The 17,408-nt window shown below is 52.7% G+C and carries 17 protein-coding genes; 4 read left to right on the forward strand and 13 right to left on the reverse strand.

The genetic code is table 11. The features are described 5' to 3' along the window. Positions 1 to 2: 2 nt before the first annotated feature. Together O4H49_RS02375 and O4H49_RS02380 are read right to left on the reverse strand one after the other, a co-directional pair. On the reverse strand, positions 3 to 1,223 hold the full coding sequence (locus O4H49_RS02375; protein ID WP_269421807.1) for a diaminopropionate ammonia-lyase: 1,221 nt from the start codon (positions 1,221 to 1,223) through the stop codon (positions 3 to 5). Between the two features lie 54 nt (positions 1,224 to 1,277). Beyond that, a complete protein-coding gene (locus tag O4H49_RS02380) occupies positions 1,278 to 2,456 on the reverse strand; it encodes a M20 aminoacylase family protein (RefSeq protein ID WP_269421808.1) in 1,179 nt (392 codons plus the stop codon). Between the two features lie 153 nt (positions 2,457 to 2,609). On the opposite strand from O4H49_RS02380, the gene O4H49_RS02385 reads away from it, so the two are divergent. The 4 genes from O4H49_RS02385 to O4H49_RS02400 all read left to right on the forward strand — a co-directional run bounded on the left by O4H49_RS02385 (position 2,610) and on the right by O4H49_RS02400 (position 5,421). Then, a complete protein-coding gene (locus O4H49_RS02385; RefSeq protein ID WP_269421809.1) occupies positions 2,610 to 3,080 on the forward strand; it encodes an Lrp/AsnC family transcriptional regulator in 471 nt (156 codons plus the stop codon). A gap of 149 nt (positions 3,081 to 3,229) precedes the next feature. Beyond that, positions 3,230 to 4,087: a branched-chain amino acid aminotransferase gene (locus O4H49_RS02390; protein WP_269421810.1), complete on the forward strand. Its 858-nt coding sequence runs from the start codon at positions 3,230 to 3,232 to the stop codon at positions 4,085 to 4,087. A gap of 88 nt (positions 4,088 to 4,175) precedes the next feature. Then, on the forward strand, positions 4,176 to 5,057 hold the full coding sequence (locus O4H49_RS02395) for a DUF2628 domain-containing protein (RefSeq protein WP_269421811.1): 882 nt from the start codon (positions 4,176 to 4,178) through the stop codon (positions 5,055 to 5,057). Positions 5,058 to 5,184: 127 nt separating this feature from the next. Continuing rightward, positions 5,185 to 5,421, forward strand: a complete 237-nt coding sequence (locus O4H49_RS02400) for a DUF3303 domain-containing protein (RefSeq protein ID WP_269421812.1) — start codon at positions 5,185 to 5,187, stop codon at positions 5,419 to 5,421. A gap of 34 nt (positions 5,422 to 5,455) precedes the next feature. Here O4H49_RS02400 and O4H49_RS02405 read toward each other — a convergent pair whose 3' ends face one another. From O4H49_RS02405 to O4H49_RS02455, 11 genes are all read right to left on the reverse strand, one after another. Next, entirely contained in the window at positions 5,456 to 5,809 is a 354-nt protein-coding gene (locus O4H49_RS02405) for a VOC family protein (RefSeq protein WP_269421813.1), read from the reverse strand. A 50-nt stretch (positions 5,810 to 5,859) separates the two neighbouring features. After that, entirely contained in the window at positions 5,860 to 6,699 is an 840-nt protein-coding gene (locus tag O4H49_RS02410; RefSeq protein ID WP_269421814.1) for a class I SAM-dependent methyltransferase, read from the reverse strand. Positions 6,700 to 6,825: 126 nt separating this feature from the next. Continuing rightward, entirely contained in the window at positions 6,826 to 7,224 is a 399-nt protein-coding gene (locus tag O4H49_RS02415) for a hypothetical protein (protein ID WP_269421815.1), read from the reverse strand. A gap of 39 nt (positions 7,225 to 7,263) precedes the next feature. After that, complete coding sequence (locus O4H49_RS02420) at positions 7,264 to 7,950, reverse strand: class I SAM-dependent methyltransferase (protein ID WP_269421816.1); 687 nt, start codon at positions 7,948 to 7,950, stop codon at positions 7,264 to 7,266. 48 nt (positions 7,951 to 7,998) lie between these two features. Beyond that, on the reverse strand, positions 7,999 to 8,463 hold the full coding sequence (locus tag O4H49_RS02425) for a MarR family transcriptional regulator (RefSeq protein ID WP_269421817.1): 465 nt from the start codon (positions 8,461 to 8,463) through the stop codon (positions 7,999 to 8,001). 231 nt (positions 8,464 to 8,694) lie between these two features. Then, positions 8,695 to 9,099, reverse strand: a complete 405-nt coding sequence (locus O4H49_RS02430; RefSeq protein ID WP_269421818.1) for a hypothetical protein — start codon at positions 9,097 to 9,099, stop codon at positions 8,695 to 8,697. Positions 9,100 to 9,294: 195 nt separating this feature from the next. After that, positions 9,295 to 10,707 carry a sensor histidine kinase gene (locus O4H49_RS02435; RefSeq protein WP_269421819.1) on the reverse strand — a complete coding sequence of 471 codons (1,413 nt, stop codon included), beginning with the start codon at positions 10,705 to 10,707 and terminating at the stop codon, positions 9,295 to 9,297. A gap of 190 nt (positions 10,708 to 10,897) precedes the next feature. After that, positions 10,898 to 11,731 carry a substrate-binding periplasmic protein gene (locus O4H49_RS02440; protein ID WP_269421820.1) on the reverse strand — a complete coding sequence of 278 codons (834 nt, stop codon included), beginning with the start codon at positions 11,729 to 11,731 and terminating at the stop codon, positions 10,898 to 10,900. A 195-nt stretch (positions 11,732 to 11,926) separates the two neighbouring features. Next, positions 11,927 to 13,156: a response regulator gene (locus tag O4H49_RS02445; RefSeq protein WP_269421821.1), complete on the reverse strand. Its 1,230-nt coding sequence runs from the start codon at positions 13,154 to 13,156 to the stop codon at positions 11,927 to 11,929. Beyond that, positions 13,041 to 15,029 carry a histidine kinase dimerization/phospho-acceptor domain-containing protein gene (locus O4H49_RS02450; protein ID WP_269421822.1) on the reverse strand — a complete coding sequence of 663 codons (1,989 nt, stop codon included), beginning with the start codon at positions 15,027 to 15,029 and terminating at the stop codon, positions 13,041 to 13,043. The genes O4H49_RS02445 and O4H49_RS02450 overlap by 116 nt, the downstream gene beginning before the upstream one ends. Before the next feature lie 94 nt (positions 15,030 to 15,123). Next, complete coding sequence (locus tag O4H49_RS02455) at positions 15,124 to 17,313, reverse strand: ATP-binding protein (protein ID WP_269421823.1); 2,190 nt, start codon at positions 17,311 to 17,313, stop codon at positions 15,124 to 15,126. Between the last annotated feature and the right edge of the window lie 95 nt (positions 17,314 to 17,408).

Here is a 17,408-nt window from a genome sequence, read left to right on the forward strand (position 1 = left end):
CGTTACAGAACACTGTCGGGGTGTTGCCCGACAAGTGACTGATAGATTGCCGGATCGGTAGCACCTTCGGTGCCAATCACCATGATGCGAGAGTTTTTGTCCAATCCCAAAGCATTTCGCAGGCCTGTCTGGCGACAGGCCGCGATGGCGCCAGCCAGTCCGGCCACGGCGGACTCTCCGGCAACAATCCTGTTTCCGGCCTCCCCGCTGGCAAGCAGGCGCATGCTGGGGCCGACAAGGCTGTCATCCAGGGTGATGAAATCATGACAGCCCTGGCTGAGTATTTTCCAACCGAGCAGCGAAACCTCGCCACAGGAAAGACCTGCCATAACCGTTTCCTCGGTAATGTCGACGGCGGTAGGGCGGCCCTGCTGTGCACTTTGATAGAGGCAATCCGCCTGTTCCGGTTCAACCACGATGAAGCGCGGACGTTCTTTGCCCCAGGCTTGCCAGAGGTGGGCACAGACCGCTCCGGCCAGACCGCCAACCCCGCCCTGCAGGAAGACGTGACTGGGCAGAGCTTTTCCCGCCAGATCATCGATGATCTCTGAAGTCATCACGCTGTAACCCGCCATGACATTCCGGGGCAGATCCATATACCCGTCATAGGAGGTATCCGAGACGACAAACCAGCCGCTTTTGCTTGCGTCGTTGGCGGCGGCACGGACGGAGGCATCATAGTTTCCTTCGACCCAGACCACTTCTGCGCCCAGTTCCTCTACTGCGGCGGCCCGGCCTTTGCTGACGCCAGCGTGCATATAGATCTTGCAGGGGCAGCCGAATTTTTTTGCGCCCCAGGCTACCGAGCGGCCATGATTGCCATCGGTCGCCGTGATGACCGTGATCCCGGCGGTCAGCTCGCGGCAATTGCCACTGGCCAGCTCATGATCGCCGATGCTTTTGCCCGTCAGTTTTCTGATCTGTTGTTGCAGAAGACAGAGCACGGCATAGGCACCGCCCAGTGCCTTGAAACTGCCGAGGCCAAACCGCTGGGCCTCATCCTTGTAGAGGATCTGGTCGATATCAAGGGCCGTGGCGAGATCAGACAGGGAGGTCAGGGGGCTGGGGCTATAGCCTTGCCAGCCGGTGATGATCTTTTTAGCCGCGGTGCAATCGTCGACTCCAAGAACAGATTGTAAAGCGGCGGGATAATCGGCGGGACCAAGTGTCGCCGGGTTGTGGTGTATTTTCAGCGCGGCCTGATCGAAGATATCAAAGCTCATTGTCTGTTATCCTTATGTATTTTGATCCCTGATGGTTGGTGCAGGGGCTGTGTTTCAGGGAAGCTGTCTTGCGACCAGTCTGCTCCAGAAGGCAGCGCCAACAGGCAGCAGTTCATCATTAAAATCATAGTCAGGGCTGTGCAGGCCAACAGCACCCGGGCCTTCTGCGCCATTGCCGAGCAACAGATAACAGCCGGGTTTGTGCTGCAGCATGTGGCCAAAATCTTCCGAGGCCATGATTGCTTTTCCATTCTTGATGACCTTGTCCGTGCCGACCAGTTCCTGCGCCACAGCCAGGGCAATTTCTGCCTCTGCCGGGCTGTTGATGGTGGCGACAAACTCTCGGCTGTATGAAAAGCTGTGGTCAGCACCATAGGCGGCACAGATCCCGGCAACAATGCGCTGCATGGTCCGTTCGATCAGGTCCTGGACATCAGGGGAAAAACTGCGGGTGTCACCGCGCAGGGTGACCTGATCCGGGATGACATTGCGCAGGCCGTTGGTGGCAAAATCTGTGACTGACAGCACCCCGTTTTCGGTGGGGTTAAAGGTGCGGGAAATCACGCTTTGCAGGGCGGTGACGACCTCGGCCCCGATCAGGATGGGGTCTATGCCCAGATGCGGCAGGGCGGCATGGGTGCCCTTGCCCCTGATGATGATTTCGAAATTGTCCTCACAGGCCATAACCGGCCCGGCTTTGATGGAAAAATGCCCGGTGGGCAGCGAAGGTAGGTTGTGCAGGGCATAGATCGCATCGACCGGGAAGCGTTCGAACAGGCCGTCATTGATCATGGCGAGGGCACCGCGCCCATGCTCCTCGGCGGGCTGAAAGATAAAGACCACGGTGCCGTTAAACTGTCCGGTTTCAGCGAGATCCCGCGCCGCCCCCAGCAACATGCTGGTGTGACCGTCATGACCACAGGCGTGCATCTTGCCAGGATTTTGAGAGCGGTGTTCAAAAGCGTTGCGTTCGGTGATCGCCAGCGCATCCATATCCGCACGCAGGCCAATGGCACCTTTGCCCGATCCGCGTTTGAGCAGGCCGACAACGCCGGTGCCGCCAATACCTTCGTGGACCTCAAGTCCAAAATCCCGGAGCAGCTGTGCCACCTTGCCCGCGGTCCGGCTTTCCTCAAAACCCAGTTCCGGGTGCTGATGGAAATCGTGCCGCCACGCCAGCATGGCCTGGTCCAGGCTAGAGGTTTGTTCGGGAGTATTGGTCAGGTCTGGCATGGCTTGCAGGGATCCATCAGGTTTCGGGTATTAGGCTGTTTTTCTTGTTTAGAATGGCATCATAGCGGGTTTAATTTGACTAAATTCGTCAGAAAAGTGTTATCTGGATCTGAAATTCGGATAACAATGGGATTTTGGCGAGGGAAAACGGACATGGTGGCGCTAGACGAGTTTGATGCCAGGTTGCTCAATCTGGTGCAGAAGGACAATCGCCAGACCGCCGAGCAATTGGGCGAGAAGGTCGGCTTGTCTGCCGCGGCCTGTCAGAAACGGCTCAAGCGGTTGCGCAGCCGGAAGATTATAGCCAGCGATATCTCGGTTCTTTCGCCCGAGGCGGTGGGGCGACGTCTGACCATGGTGGTCGAGGTGACACTGGAACGGGAGCAGCCGGAAGTTCTGGATGCCTTCAAGCGCAAGATGCAGCAAACGCCCGAAGTAATGCAGTGTTACTATGTTACCGGAAATGCCGACTTTATTATCATCGTTACGGCGCGGGACATGAAGGATTACGAGGACTTTACCCGGCGGTTCTTTTTTCAGAATTCCAACGTGCGCCGCTTCCAGACCAACGTGGTGATGGATAATGTCAAGGTGGGCCTGTCGGTTCCGGTCGAAGCGGAATAGCCTGCCGCAAATGTATTGGTGATGTAGAGATAGAGGCAGCTTTTCAGAAGGCTTTTGCAAAAATACGGGCTTGAACAGCGCGATCAGACCCAATAAACCTGAAGATGTAATTTTTATGAGTAAACCCAGCAGCAGAGAAAGTTCGGGACATGGCTATCGGTGAAGTAATCTGGACCTATTTCAAGGGCGAGTGGCATCAGGGCAATCTGCCGATCATGGGTGCGGCGGATCACGGCACCTGGCTGGGATCGCTGGTCTTTGACGGGGCGCGGGCTTTCGAGGGCGTGGTGCCGGATCTGGATCTGCATTCGGCCCGGGTCAATGCCTCAGCCGAAGTGATGGGGTTGAAGCCGACCATGACCACACAGCAGCTGATTGACCTGACGCTGGAAGGCCTGAAGAAGTTTGCCCCGGATGCGGCGGTCTATATCCGTCCGATGTACTGGTCGACCGAAGGTGGTGCCGGAACCGTGGTGCCGGATGCCAACTCCACCGCCTTCTGTCTTTGTCTTGAACAGTTTCCCATGGCCCCGGCGACCTACAGCCAGACGCTGTGCCGGACCCAGTTTATCCGCCCGATGGTCAGCATGGCCCCGGTCAACGCCAAGGCAGCCTGCCTTTACCCGAACAATGGCCGCATGATCCGCGAAGCCCAGGCCCGTGGTTATAACAACGCGCTGGTCGCCGATGCCCTGGGCAATGTGGCCGAAACAGGCACCTCGAACATCTTTATGGTCAAGGACGATATCATCTATACCCCGGTGCCGAACGGCACCTTCCTCAACGGCATTACCCGTCAGCGCGTGATCAAGCTGCTGCGTGAAGCCGGGCGGGAAGTGCGCGAAACCACCTTGAGTTTCGAGGACTTCCTCGGCGCGGATGAAGTTTTCATGAGTGGCAATATCTCCAAAATCACCCCGGTGGTGAAGTTTGAAGAGCGCGACTACCCCATCGGCCCGGTTGCCAAGCTGGCCCGGGAACTCTACTGGATCTGGGCCAAGGCCTGATCACAGATATTTACAGTTTATTTTATTCAAGCGGGAGAGCCCTCGGTTTTGAGGGCTCTCTTGTTTGTACGCTCTTTGGGGGAATGTTATGGGCGAAGAGCCAGGAAACACTTCTGGTCAAAACCAGAACGACGATGAACCGAAAGCTGCGGCTGGGGCAGAGGGGGATGCGGAATTTTCCACTGAACCCGTCCCCGGGACTGAAGCTGAATCTGAAACGCCAGCTGAAAAGCTGGCCGGGGAAGATGAAGACAGCGAAGAAGATCTGTTGCGTCTGTTCGTCGGGCCCAATGCCGATAAATTCATCAGGATCTATCAGGCGCAACAGGCGAAAAAAGCCGGGATGTCATTTAACTGGGCCGTGTTGATCGCCGCCTTGCCCTGGCTTTTTTACCGCAAGCTCTATCTGACCGGGCTTGGGGTTCTTCTGTTGCCAATGGCACTGCTGTATGTTTTTCCGGCAATCCCCAACGGCGCGTTGACGGGTCTCTCTGTGGCTTTGGTTATGGTCGCCAACGCCTATTATGTCGGGGTGGCCCTGCGTCAGATCAAAAAGCTCAAAGCGCTGAACCTGCCGAGAGAAGAACTGCACGAACGCCTCAAAAAATCCGGTGGAACCTCGCCGATTGGCGCTGCGATTGGCGGCGTGATTGTTGCCGCGCTTCTGGCCCTGATGATCTATGGTCTTACAAACGACGACTTGCCGGGCTGTGATGACGCCACGGTACGGGATCTTGCCGAGGAACTGGTGATCGATGTCCTGGGGACAGAGGATCTGCGGCTGAGGAACTTCACGCCAGTTGCCTCTGATACGGACATGCCTGAACAGGAGGTCGTCCGAAACATCTGCAGCTTCAGGGTCGAACTCGACGACGAGCAGCTTGATATCTATCTGGCGGTTACCTGGCAGGACAAAATCGAAGGCCTGTTTCAGGTTCAGTTGGGAGAAAGCCCGGAAGCCTTGATGTAGTAGCAAATGCCAGGACGGATGATTGAGTAATGTGTATCTCTATCAGGTTCTTTTTTCTGATATAGATATTCTGCTGAATGCAACCCGGGGATCAGACCAAGATCTGTATAAACTGGAGAAGTATCAAATGAAAAAATTTATGGTGATCGAACGGTTTAAAGCAGGTTGCTGGGATGCCGCCTATGCAAGGTTCAATAGCAGCGGTCGAATGCTCCCTTCGGGCCTCAACTACCTTAATTCCTGGCCAAGCCGGGAAAACTCGGTTTGTTATCAACTTATGGAAACAAACTCACCAGAGCTGTTCGAACTGTGGTTCGCACAATGGAATGACCTTGTTGAGTTTGAACTGGTTCCAATTGATTAGGTCTTGTTTTTCCGGTTAAACAAGTGGCCCCTGATCACTTCTCTGACCAGACGGCGAGCTGGTTGCCGTTGGGGTCGGTGAAGTGAAAACGGCGGCCGCCGGGGAAGCCGTAGGCGGGTTTGATGATCTTGCCGCCAGCTGCGCTAATCGCAGTTCCTGTCTTTTCCAGATCTTCGGCGTAGAGCACCACCAGCACGCCCGGGGCATTGACCGGGACCTTGTCTTCGCGGTTGAAACCGCCGTCAATACCCGCGCCATCAAAACTGAGGTAATCCGGGCCCCAGTCGGTAAAGCGCCAGCCAAAGGCCTTGCTGTAAAAGCTTTTGGTTTCGTCCAGCTTGACCATTGGAAATTCGATGTAATTGATGCTGTTGTTCTGGTGCGGCATGGTCCTGTCCTCTTACCCTGCTCAATCAACGTCGTTTTGTTTCCCGAAGCCTAAGCCTTTGGTCTGGCGATGACAATAATTTCGCGGCTGTCGTCGACATAGGGGCTGTGATCCCAGGAACCGTAGAGATTTTCGACCTGAAATCCGGCCGCGTCAAGCTGTTGCAACAGCTCTTCCCTGTGCAGGAAGCGGAGGGTGCTGTGGGTTGTGCCCTGGGCTTTTTCCTGCTGTCCGACAAAACGGTAACAGCTGGTAAAGTTGACCAGATCACTCTGTTTTTGCACATTGTCGTGCCAAAGTTCGACCGTTTCGTTTCGATCTTCCCGCTCTAGCGAGAAGTGTTCGGTGGTTTGTTCCTTTGTCCAGTTTTCCCAGGCACGCGCAAGAGGGTTCCGGCTTTCGAAGGCCAGATGACCGTCCCGGGCAAGCTGTTGCCGGATCACTTGAAGCGTTGATTGCAAGGCGGTGTCGTTCTGGAACACTTGAAAGACATGGCCGCTCATGATCACGAGATCAAAGATCATCGGGAGCTGGTCTGGGTCACGTTCCGGGCAAGGGTCTTCTGGGCAATGGTCTTCTGGGCAATGGTCTTGCAAGCTTTCTGCCGTGCCTTCAACCCAGCGCACCGCATCCCCGCCGGGTCGCTGTCGGGCGATATCAAGCATGGGCGCTGCCGGATCAAGCCCGGTGACGTCGTGCCCGGCCTGTGCCAGAGCTGTCGTCAGCAGGCCGGTGCCGCAGCCGATATCAAGAATGCGCAGAGGGGCAGGGGCCTTCCCTTTGCCAAGTTCTGCCGCAAGGGCCATATAGAAATCGCAATCCGGTCCCCAGGGGTTCTGGAGGTCATACAGGGCTGCCAGCAGGGGATCGGCAAATGGGCTGGTTGTCATTTTGTTTCGTTACGCATTGTCGGCATCAGATTATTTGTGCCTTTGGGAACGGCCTCTGATCACTGACAGGATGTCGGAGGGAAGCGGGAAAGAAAAGAAAATACCTCCCGCTTTTGATTCCCTTTTCTATTTCGAAGCCTCTTCCGCCATTTTCCTCATAAACTCCTGCCGCATGCTGTGGGCTTTCATGGCTGGCAGGCCAATGGCTTCAAGGGTCAGTTTACAGATCAGAATCAGGGTTGCGGTGGCAAGGGCATCAAGAAACCAGCCGACCAGAGGGGCAGCCGAACCCCAGAAACCGGGAAGGTTCGCTAGGGCAGGCAGGGTCCATAGCCCGGTCGCGCCATGCAGGGCAAGGGCCATCCAGAAACCGACACAATAGGGGCAGCGCCACTGGGCATAGAGGGTTTGCAAGGGTTTGGGCAGGCGTTGCAGGATCCAGTTAAACCAGTTGCCCCATTCGGGCAGTTTTTCCCAGATCAGGATGTAGAGGGCAAAGCCGACAAGTGCAGGGGTAAAGTTCATGGGTATCTCCAGTGTTGGAAGGCTGAAAAAGGTCCGATGTCATTCTTCTTTGGGCTGGGCAAAGAAGACGTTGACCTGGATGTCGTCGCATTGGCGGGTGCTGTATTCTTGCAGGGTAAAGGCAGAAGACTTGAGCAATTCGATCACTTCGCCGGGTCTCATGCCCCTGTCCTGCTCGGTAAAGATCTCTTCGATCAGGATCAGGCGGCCTTGATGTTTAAGCACCCGGGCAACTTCGCTCAGTCCTTCGCTCATGTCGGGCCAGTGGTGCAGCGAATTAACGGCAATCGCAACATCAACGCTTTCCGGGGCAAGCGGGATGTCTTCAGCACCGCTCTGGATGAATTCCATTCTGGAGGAGGCCGGGTGGTCTTGTGACTGCTCCCGGGCGATCCGGATCATCGCCGGGGATGGGTCAAGGCCAATATTCCGACCCGTGGTGTTTTTCTCTGCGGCGGCCCGGACTGCCGCCCCACTGCCACAACCAATATCGAGCAGGGTTTCTGAACCCTTTAGGTCTGCAAGTTCAATGGCAAAGGCGTTGACCGGATGTTCGCCGTAGTTGTTGACGTACCAGAGGGCAAGCTCGTCGCCCCAGGGTTTGCCCGGTAGATGTTCACCGTGATCATCTTCCATTGGGGGCAGTACTGGCAAATTCTGTACCGACAAATTCTGTTCTGTTGAGCTCTGTTCTCTGGCTGTGGAAGAGGGTTTTATATTCATCATGAAATCCTTATGTTAGTTCGCAAGACATACTATTTTGATTAAAAAAAATCAGACACGCTCAGCTGATTTTTCCAGCAGGGTGGTCAGGGTTGTGTGTTCTTCCTCTGTGAGCGCAGCAGCAATTCTGGCGGCCGCGTCGCGGTAGAGGACTTCTTCGGCCCGCAGGTGGTTGCGCCCCAGTTCACTGAGGATAATGTGCTGGGCCCGGGCATCATATTGGCAGGCAAAGCGGACGATCAGTCCACGCCTTTCCAGCTTGGCAATCGCGGCACTGGCAGAGGCTTTCTGTACGCCGAGAATCTGTACCAGATCCTGAAGGTGGTGGCCTCCGCTTTGACAATCATTGTCTTCCGCGGCAATATCCCCAGCGGCAATCTGTCCGCCGTCGAGGCGTTCGATAGCGCGCAGGTACTGGTATTCGCTATAGCTCAGATCACCGGGCTGCCGGGCACTGTCGGCCCAGAGCTGGCTCAGGCGGCGGTGCAGGTGATCCAGAGAATGTGCCAATGCCATGGTTTATCCAATTAGGGTTTATCCAATTAGGGCTTGTCTACTTAGGGGGTGTCAAATTAGTCTGTCTGACGAACTATATGGCGGTGTCTTCCGAAAATGTCAAGAAGGGAGTGAGTTGGAAAATCACTGCGGGGAATGTTTGCTGGGCACAGTCAGGACAGAAAGCACCCGTTTGGGGTTGATGAAAATTGCTACCTGTCAGGAAATACGTCCAGAGCCTGCTGGGGACCTCTAGCTGTGGGGCAGGTCAGATGTCAGCCTTTCACGAAGCCAGTTCAGCGCAACCTCCTGATTGGGAGAGATGTGATAGGTAATCGGCCAGTCAGGGTTGGTTTCGGCAAAGCCTTTGTACATTTTAAGGACGAGCTGATCAATTTCCCGGTGGGAAACCAGAACGCTGTACCCACCTGCGCGATAGGATAGAGACGTCCGTGTATCGTCGAGCACCCGGTGAAAATCATCGTAAGAAAAGTTGTTCATGCCGCCGCGGCTGATATCCCAAATCAGGTTTTTGGATTTCTTGCCAAGCCTCATCTGTTGATGGAGATCCAGCATGTCCTGTAAAGTCAGTTCTGCCATAACCTCATAAATAATGAGATCAAGCTCCCTGACAGCACGGGCCTGTATCTTGTCCATCCTTACCTCAAATTTAATGTTTATTTGACGAAAATATAAATGAAAGCTTGGGTCTTGAATATTGAGGGGTATTACGTAGGCGTCTGTTGTATCGGTTCAGCCAAGCCGCTTTATTTGGACAGCCCCGAAATATTGATTTTCAAGGTAATAATATCAACTGACTGATTCAGGGAAGGTGTTGTTTCGAAACATGGTTTAACGTGGTTCGAGTGGTTTTACCGGCGCAAGAACCCGCTTGGCAGGGAAAATCAGGCGGACAGTTGTTCCTTTTTGTAATTGGCTGAAAAGCTCAACATTGCCGCCGTGCAGTTCCATCATCGATTTGACAATATGCAGGCCCAGCCCTGTGCCTTCGTGTTCTCTGGTCAGAATGTTTTTGGCCTGTTTGAACGGCTCAAGCACGCGGGGCAGGTCTTCCGGGCTGATGCCAATGCCTGTGTCTGCAACCTCGATGACCATCTGATCGCGCGCTGTCAGATACCGCTTTAATGTTATTTTTCCCTGACGCGGCGTAAATTTAACGGCATTGCCGAGAAGATTGATCAAAATCTGTTTTATTCTGATTGGATCGGCATAAAGCAGGGGGAAGCGCACAGCTTCCCCGTTATCAGATCGGGCAGAGTTTCTCTGGCTTTCAGTGATATCCGAAATCTCCAGCTGTTTTTCAACGGCACGTGCGGTGACCATTTTCATGCAGGAGGCAGACAGGGCCTGAATATCGCATTCTGTTTCGCGCAGCTCGATCTCGCCGGTTTCGAGTTTTGATACATCCAGTACATCGTTGATCACAGCCAGAAGGTGCTGACCTGCTGCCAGGATGTCGGCAGCATAATCCCGGTAACACTTTTTGCCGAGGGGGCCGAAGGCTTCGTTGTGGATCAATTCTGAAAAGCCGATGATCGAGTTCAAGGGGGTCCTGAGTTCATGGCTCATCGTGGCCAGAAAATCAGATTTGGAACGGGAGGCAAAACGTTCCTGCTCGACGGCTTTTTCAAGTTCTTTTTCGATGGCAACACGAAATTCGAGCTGGCGGTAAAGATCATGACTTTCCCGTTCTGCGAGAAGCCGTTCTTCGCCACAAACCCCGGCAGCATTTGTTTGTTCGGCCAGTTCTTCTGTCTGGTGAATGATTTGCAAGTCCTTGTTCAGGCTGTCGCGAAAGCTTTCAATCAGCTGCTGCTGGAGGGGGGTATAGGTTCTGGCCCGGCGATCAAAAACAGAAAAGGTGCCAAAGGGTTTCCCGTCGGGCCAGTGTAATAAATGGCCATTGTAAGACATGACATCTGGAGCAGGGGCAGGAAGGTTTTTGGTCCAGAAGGGGTCTTTGCTGCTGTCATCAAGAATGAGGGACTGGCCACTGTCGAAAACATGGCTGATGAATTCTTTGTACGGCTGCTGGACTTCTTCCCAAAGTGCGTTGGTGGTTGCGGATGTTTTATTCCGGATAATATGAGGCTCAATCCCATCACGCTCTTCTGAAATCAGGCAGAAGGGAATTTGCAGGATTTCAGCGGTGACATCCACCATCTCTTGCCATTTGTGCTTTATCTGGGCGGGGATGGGGGCGCTTTTCCGGAAGGTGTCACTTTTAATATGATGATTTTCCATAAACCAGCTATCTGCTTCCTGAAAGAGGGGTCTGTCTTATACCGGTCTGACGGCAGTGTAGCGTGATTTCCTTACTTTTTGAAGGTAAAACTAGATAATATGCTCCCAAGGGTTGTGTTTTTTGAGCAATTACAAGGTTGCTTTCTCTTTAAAACTCTCGCCTGGGTTTCTGAGACGTCTGGTGTAAGAGTTATTCAGCCACGCAAGGCCTGTTTTCCCAGGCACCAAGGTGTTGCTCCAGAACCTTGTTATAATAGCCTTCTTCTTTAAGCTCGGCCATTGCCTGCTGGAGATCAGCGATAAGAGAAGGATCGCTGTTATGGCTCATGGTGGCCCAGAGAACATCCGTAAAATTTTCAATTGCAAACAGCGTTTCAAGCTGGTCGCCATCAAAGCCGGCTTTACAGACCGTCGTCCGCGCGAGAAAGCTGGTCAGGGGGATGATGTCTATACGGTCATGGTACAGCATTTTGATGCCCTGATCAAAATGGGTGAAGGTCGTGTAATCATAGTCCAGTTTGAAGCCGTGCTGCTCAAGCAAGGCTTCATCCGCACTGCCGCGTTGTACCCCGACGACAAGAGAACTGTCGCGCAATTCTGACAGGTCTTTCGGGTGGGTTACTGTTTTGCCCCTGAGGCTGAAAAAAAATCTCTGATAGGGTGATACTGTCTCGATCCACTGATAGCTGTCTTCCCGTTCCTGCGTGCGTAAAACCGAAAAGAACAGGGTGTTGGGGGTCTCTTTGGCAACAAGCAGGGCCCTTTTCCAGGGAAGGAACTCGACTGGTTCGACCTGGAGGGGGTGCCTGCTTCTGATTTTCGTTATCGTCGCGTTGATATATTCAATGACATACCCCGCTGGTTCTCCATTTTCGAGATACTGCAAAGGAGCAAAACTGTCCGTGACGATATGTAATGTCGGGGGCTCGGCAGCTTTTGCTGGAGAAGGCAGGAATGAGCCGGTTAAAATAATACTGAATAAAAGCGGCAGCAGGGTCTGAAGAGCCGAAAATCTTGACGTCATATTCTTTGCTCTGTCGCTGATGGTTTTTTGTTGTGAACAGGCCGGTCGTCCTGATTTCAGGAATATTCCAGGCCAGAATGGAAAAGGTGTGAAGTTCTGTTTAGGCAATGGCTTCTTATCGGGATCAACAGTGTAATATGAGTGCTTTATTGTTCAACTTTATTTGTTTTTTCTTCAAAGATAAAGATAACCGGATCAGGCTTTGGTGTTCCACCAGTTGACAGTTTCCTCGGTGGTTTCTATCAGGGCGGGCAAGAGCTCTCTGATGCCGTCAAAGTCATCACTGCAGGCTTCCATAAGAGCAGCTTGCTGGGTCAGGCGAGGGGCAAGTAAAGAACCTGCAATTCCCTTGATACTGTGGGCTGCCAGTTTTATTTCTTTGCTATCCCCCTTTTCCAGTCCCTTGTTGATCCCCTCGATGTGTTTTTTAACCGCATCCGGGGTTTCATGGATGAGATCGGAGACAACCTTTTGTCCTAATAAACGGGAAAATTCGGCAAACTGTTCCTCATTGCCTATCGGACAATTCCGGATCTGGCTCTGTGTCTTTGTGGGGGGCTGTTTTTTTTCGGGATGAGAAAGTGGCATCTTCACGACTTCAGCCGTTTTTAGGCCATGACGCTGATTTTCAGAACCTTCCTCGACCTCCTGAATTTGTGCCTTGTGGGACAGGTTTCTGCTGGCCTGGTCAGGTTTGTGGGCAGCTGCTGTTACAGAAGAAGACACATTTTTTGCGATGGTTGCTTTGAGCTGCTCTTCTGTGAAGGGTTTGGTCATAATATCATCCATGCCTGCCAGACGGAACACTTCGTGCCGGCTGGTAAAGGCTTCAGCTGTGAGGCCAATGATCGGCAGATGTTTGCCACGCTTTGACTCTCGGATGGTTTTGGTTGCCTCCAGCCCGTCCATTTCAGGCATGTGAACATCCATTAAAACCAGATCTATTTCATAACGGGCAACGGCTTCGACTGCTTCACGACCATTGCCGGCATCAATCACCCTGTGGCCAAATTTTTCCAGGAAAGCCCGGGCGATAGTGGCGTTGATATCGTTATCTTCTGCAAGCAGAATGGTCAGGGGCGGAACGGACGGAAGCGGCCCGGTTTGGACTTGTGAACGGAACTCTTTAATTTCTTCTACAGAGGCTTCAATCAGGGGCAGTTCGACAGTAAAACAGCTGCCTTGGTCCGGCTTGCTGCTGGCGGTAATGTTTCCCCCCATCAGGCGGACGAGATTCTTGATGATGGAAAGTCCCAGGCCAGTACCCCCAAACTTGCGGGCGATGCTGGTATCTGCCTGGACAAACGGGTCAAATATCAGGGGTAAACGTTCCGGAGCGATTCCGATGCCTGAATCTACGACTGTCAGGCTGTAGCAGGGCAGATCTGACCTGAGTCCGTTCTGTTTCTTTGTGCGGCGGATCATGTCTTTTGACTGTGAGGGTGATGCTTCCTTCCCGGGTGAATTTGAAAGCGTTGCTCAGAAGGTTGTTCAGTATCTGGACCAGACGGGTACGGTCTCCGCGAAGGTAGGATATTTCCGGGCAGGTGTTTTCCAGTTCCAAAGATATGTTCTTGCTTGTCGCCAGGGCCTGGAAGGAAACAAGGGTTGATGTCAGCATCTCCTGAAAATCAAAACAACGGTGTTCGAGCTCGACGGATCCACTTTCAATTTTACTCATATCCAGTACGTCATTGATGATTGAATGCAGGCTCTGGCTTGAGGACAGGAGAGTGTTCAGCTTACCTGCCTGATCGGGGTTAAGTTCTGTGCTTTTCAGTAATTGGGCCATCCCGATGACGCCGTTGAGCGGTGTCCGGATTTCGTGACTCATTGTGGCAAGGAAGTCGGTTTTGGCGGAATTGGCAGCTTCAGCTTCTTCCTTGGCCTTCTGTAAGGCAGCAGTTCGTTCGGAGACAGTTTTTTCCAGTCCCTTGTTGATCTGGTCAACCTGAGCCATGGCTTGTTCAAGGCGCAGCTCAACCTCTTTCAGTTCTGTGATATCCTGGATCAGGCCTGCGATATACACCGGGGAGTTGTCGGCATTGCAGGAAAGGTCCGCGTGGCTGACCAGATAGCGGACGGTGCCATCCCTGTGCAGTACCCGATAAGAGCTGGAAAAGGATTGCCCGGCAGCAATTCTGCTATCCTGGTACTTGATAACGCGTTGTTTGTCATCGGGGTGCAAGCAACTTTTGAACGCCTCGTAGCTCGGTTCGGTGTCAGGCGGCAAACCGTATATTTCATAGAGCGTATCAGACCACTCTTCGGTATTTTCCTTGAGGTCGAGGAACCAGTGTCCGACCCTGGCAATCCTCTGGATCCGCAAATGGTTTTGATTGTTTCTGTCAAGTCTCTGGGCTATTTCCCGACGCGATTTCACTTCATCGCGAAGTTCTTTGAGAGCCTCTTCAATTCTGGAAATCATGGCATTGAAAGAGGTGCCGAGTATGCCGATTTCATCATTTGAGGTTACCGGCATTCGCTCATGCAGGTTACCCTTTTGTGTCTGATTGCTGATCCGTGAGAGAAGAAGAATGGGGGTAATCAGTTTTCTGTTCAGATAAAGGTATGAAAAAACAGAAAAAAGTATCGTAAGAATGACGAGGAAAATTACAGTGTATTGTAACTGCTGGCCCTGCTCTCTGGTTGCGGCAATCTCGTTTCTGGTCCGTTTGTTCAGTTCTTTGATAAAGCTGTTGACTGCCCAGACGATCCGGCTTTTGCTGAGGTGATAATTATCGTCATGTAACAAATTTAAGGCACGTTCCCGGTCTGGGGGACCGCGACGGGTGAATTTTCCCGTCCCGTCACGAAAGAGCCCCTTCATGGCGGCAAATGCTGCACGCTCTGTTTCTGCCAGTTGGTCAGAATTGTCTTTGGCCAGCTGTAGATATTGCAACTCGATCTCACTGAGACGAGTCTCTTTGATCAAATCAAGCAGGGGGACAGCTGTGCCACTTTCGAACTGGTTGTTCTCGGCAAGGATTACAAATTCCCAGTAGACATCCTGATAGTTGTCCGAGCGTGGAGCTTTCCCATTCCGTATTGCAAGGATCTGTTCAAAATATTCTTCATACCTTGTTTCACCGGTAACAGTATAGGAGCGGGCCATGCGGGTGAGATCATCCGAGCTTTTGCGCAGGTGTTCTGCAAGCAAGATGGCTTCGGTACGATTTATCTCGAGCTGGCTTTGTTTGCTGCTGTTGTCCTCCAGCAAGAGCATAATAAAGGTTATCGCACCGAGCAGGGTGAAAAGCGTGGCAAAGATCAGAAGTATACGCGCTTTGATCGACATGGTTCCCACAGGAATGATTCAGGCCAAGTATAAAAGTCTGGCCCTTAATGGCGCGTTAATACGAAACTCTTGCCTGGATACCATCCTGAGGTTGCTAATCAGCTGATGACAGGGCTGGTTTTGCCAGAGTATCATTAAGAGGCGCGGGAACAGGCTGATGGATTTCTGCGGCCATGACCTGATTGATCACCTGCAAAAGCTTCAGATGGTCGATTGGCTTTGCGACAAAAGCATTCATTCCCGCCTCAAGGTATTCGACGACATGATCCTCCATGGCATCAGCTGTCAGTGCGACAATGGGAATATGGGACATTTCGTGGTCAAGTTTGCGAATAGCGCGGGTTGCTTCAGGACCGCTCATGACCGGCATCCGGACATCCATCAGGATCAGCTCGGGGCAGAGTTCAAATGTTGCAGTGGTATCCGCCTGTTCTTCCGGTCTGCTTCTCGGATGGTTTCGTTCTGCTGAATTCAGTCCTGCAAAGCTGCTAATCAGTTCAACAGCTTCCTGACCGTCATTTGCCAAAGTTATGCTGTGACCATATTTTTCCATGATGGAAGAGATAATTCTTTGATTCAGGCGGTTGTCATCGACCACCAGAATACGCAAGGGGCGGCGGGTTTGATAAGCGGTGGCAGGAGCCGGATTTATCTTTGCCAGAGGTGATGTTACAGGCGCCAGGGGCAGCTTCACGGTGAAAGTGGAACCTTCACCTACTGTGCTTTCCACGGTAATGGAACCTCCCATATGTTCGGCAAGGCGATGGGAAATTGCCAGCCCGAGGCCGGTTCCTTCATACTGGCGGGAGATTGAGGCATCGGCCTGGGTGAATTCATTAAAGAGTTCAGGTAAAATGTGAACCGGTATTCCAATCCCGCTATCACTGACCCGGAGCATCAGCCAGATTGGATCGGGGCCATCTTTCGTCGATTTGTCTTCGGTCTGGTTTATGGTCTGTTTCTTGTTTTGTTCCTGCGCCTCGACCGGGTGGGGCGAAGAGCCACGGGTGATTTCCAGTTCAATGCCACCCTGATGCGTAAACTTGACGGCATTGCCCAGCAGGTTGATCAGGATCTGGCGCAGGCGCGTGGGATCACCATGCAGACCTTCGGGGACGTCCGGCGCGATATTCAGTTCAAGCGAAAGGTTTTTCTCTGCTGCCCGAGCCTCAATGATTTCAAGAGTTTTCCTGATCTCCGGACGAAACTCAAAATCGATCTGTTCAAGTTCGAACTTGCCGGCCTCGATTTTGGAAAGATCAAGAATATCGTTGATAATCACGAGCAAAGACTGTGTCGCTTCTTTTATCTTTTCTACCTTCTCCTGATTTTCCGGTACGAGATGATTTTCAAGCAGGAGATCAGCCAGGCCCATGACTGCTGTCATCGGAGTGCGGATTTCATGGCTCATTGAGGCCAGAAATTCCTGTTTGGCACGGTTTGCCGCCTGGGCCGCGAGAAACTGTTTCTCAAGCTCTGCGGTGCGTTCGGCAATACGCTCTTCCAGGGTTTCCGCCGATTTTCGCAAGGCATCTTCTGCCCGGTCCCGTTCGGTTCCACGTGTGGCTATACAGTCCAGCAAACGGTTGCCAGACTGAGCCAGGACATAGAGTTCATCTCCTTCGTTTCGAAGGGGAACTTTCAGGCGGGTTTCTTTCGGCTTGTCTGGATCGGCATTGGCCAGGGCTGTGGAGATGCCGAGTAAGGGGCGAACCAGCAGGTGGTAGTAGACCAGGGAAAGAATGGCGGCGACCAGCAGGCTCTGGATCAGCTGGAAAGCCATTTCTGCAAAAGCCCGGTTCAGGAAAGTTCCAGCGATTTCGGCCGGGTTTGCGATAACCTGGAGATAGCCGGCCTTAACCTCGGGATCGTCAAGCGTACGTAGCTCGATTTCAAAGTGATGTAAGCCACCAAACATCTGTTGAATCAGCCAGTTCTTTTTTCCGGGAACTTCTTTGATCTGGCTGGACAGAACATTGTATCGGTCATCCAGAATAGTGACATCTATGATGGTGTTGTACTCAAGTAATCCCTGGGCGACTTCGCCTGCAAGGTCGGCATTCAGATTGTAGGCCGCACGGGCAGCAGTTTGACCATTTGTCTGGATCACCTGCTGAATTGTTGATCGGAAAAACCTCTTGCTCCCAAGCAGGTCGAGATAATTTGCCAACAGGCTCATGGCCAGCCCAACAGCAAGGGAGACGAGGACAACGTGAGTTGCCAGCCTGTGGGCCAGTTGTTTTTCTGCTGTCTGGTGAGAAGGGCTATGGCGCTGAAAGAGCATACTTTATTTGGACTTTCTATCTCTTGAATTCTTCACGACAAGTGACCAATGGATACAGCAGGTATGTTTCCTGATATCGGCTGGAAAAAAGCAGG

Source organism: Kiloniella laminariae (assembly GCF_027214005.1).
Classification (GTDB): Bacteria; Pseudomonadota; Alphaproteobacteria; order Kiloniellales; family Kiloniellaceae; genus Kiloniella; species Kiloniella laminariae_A.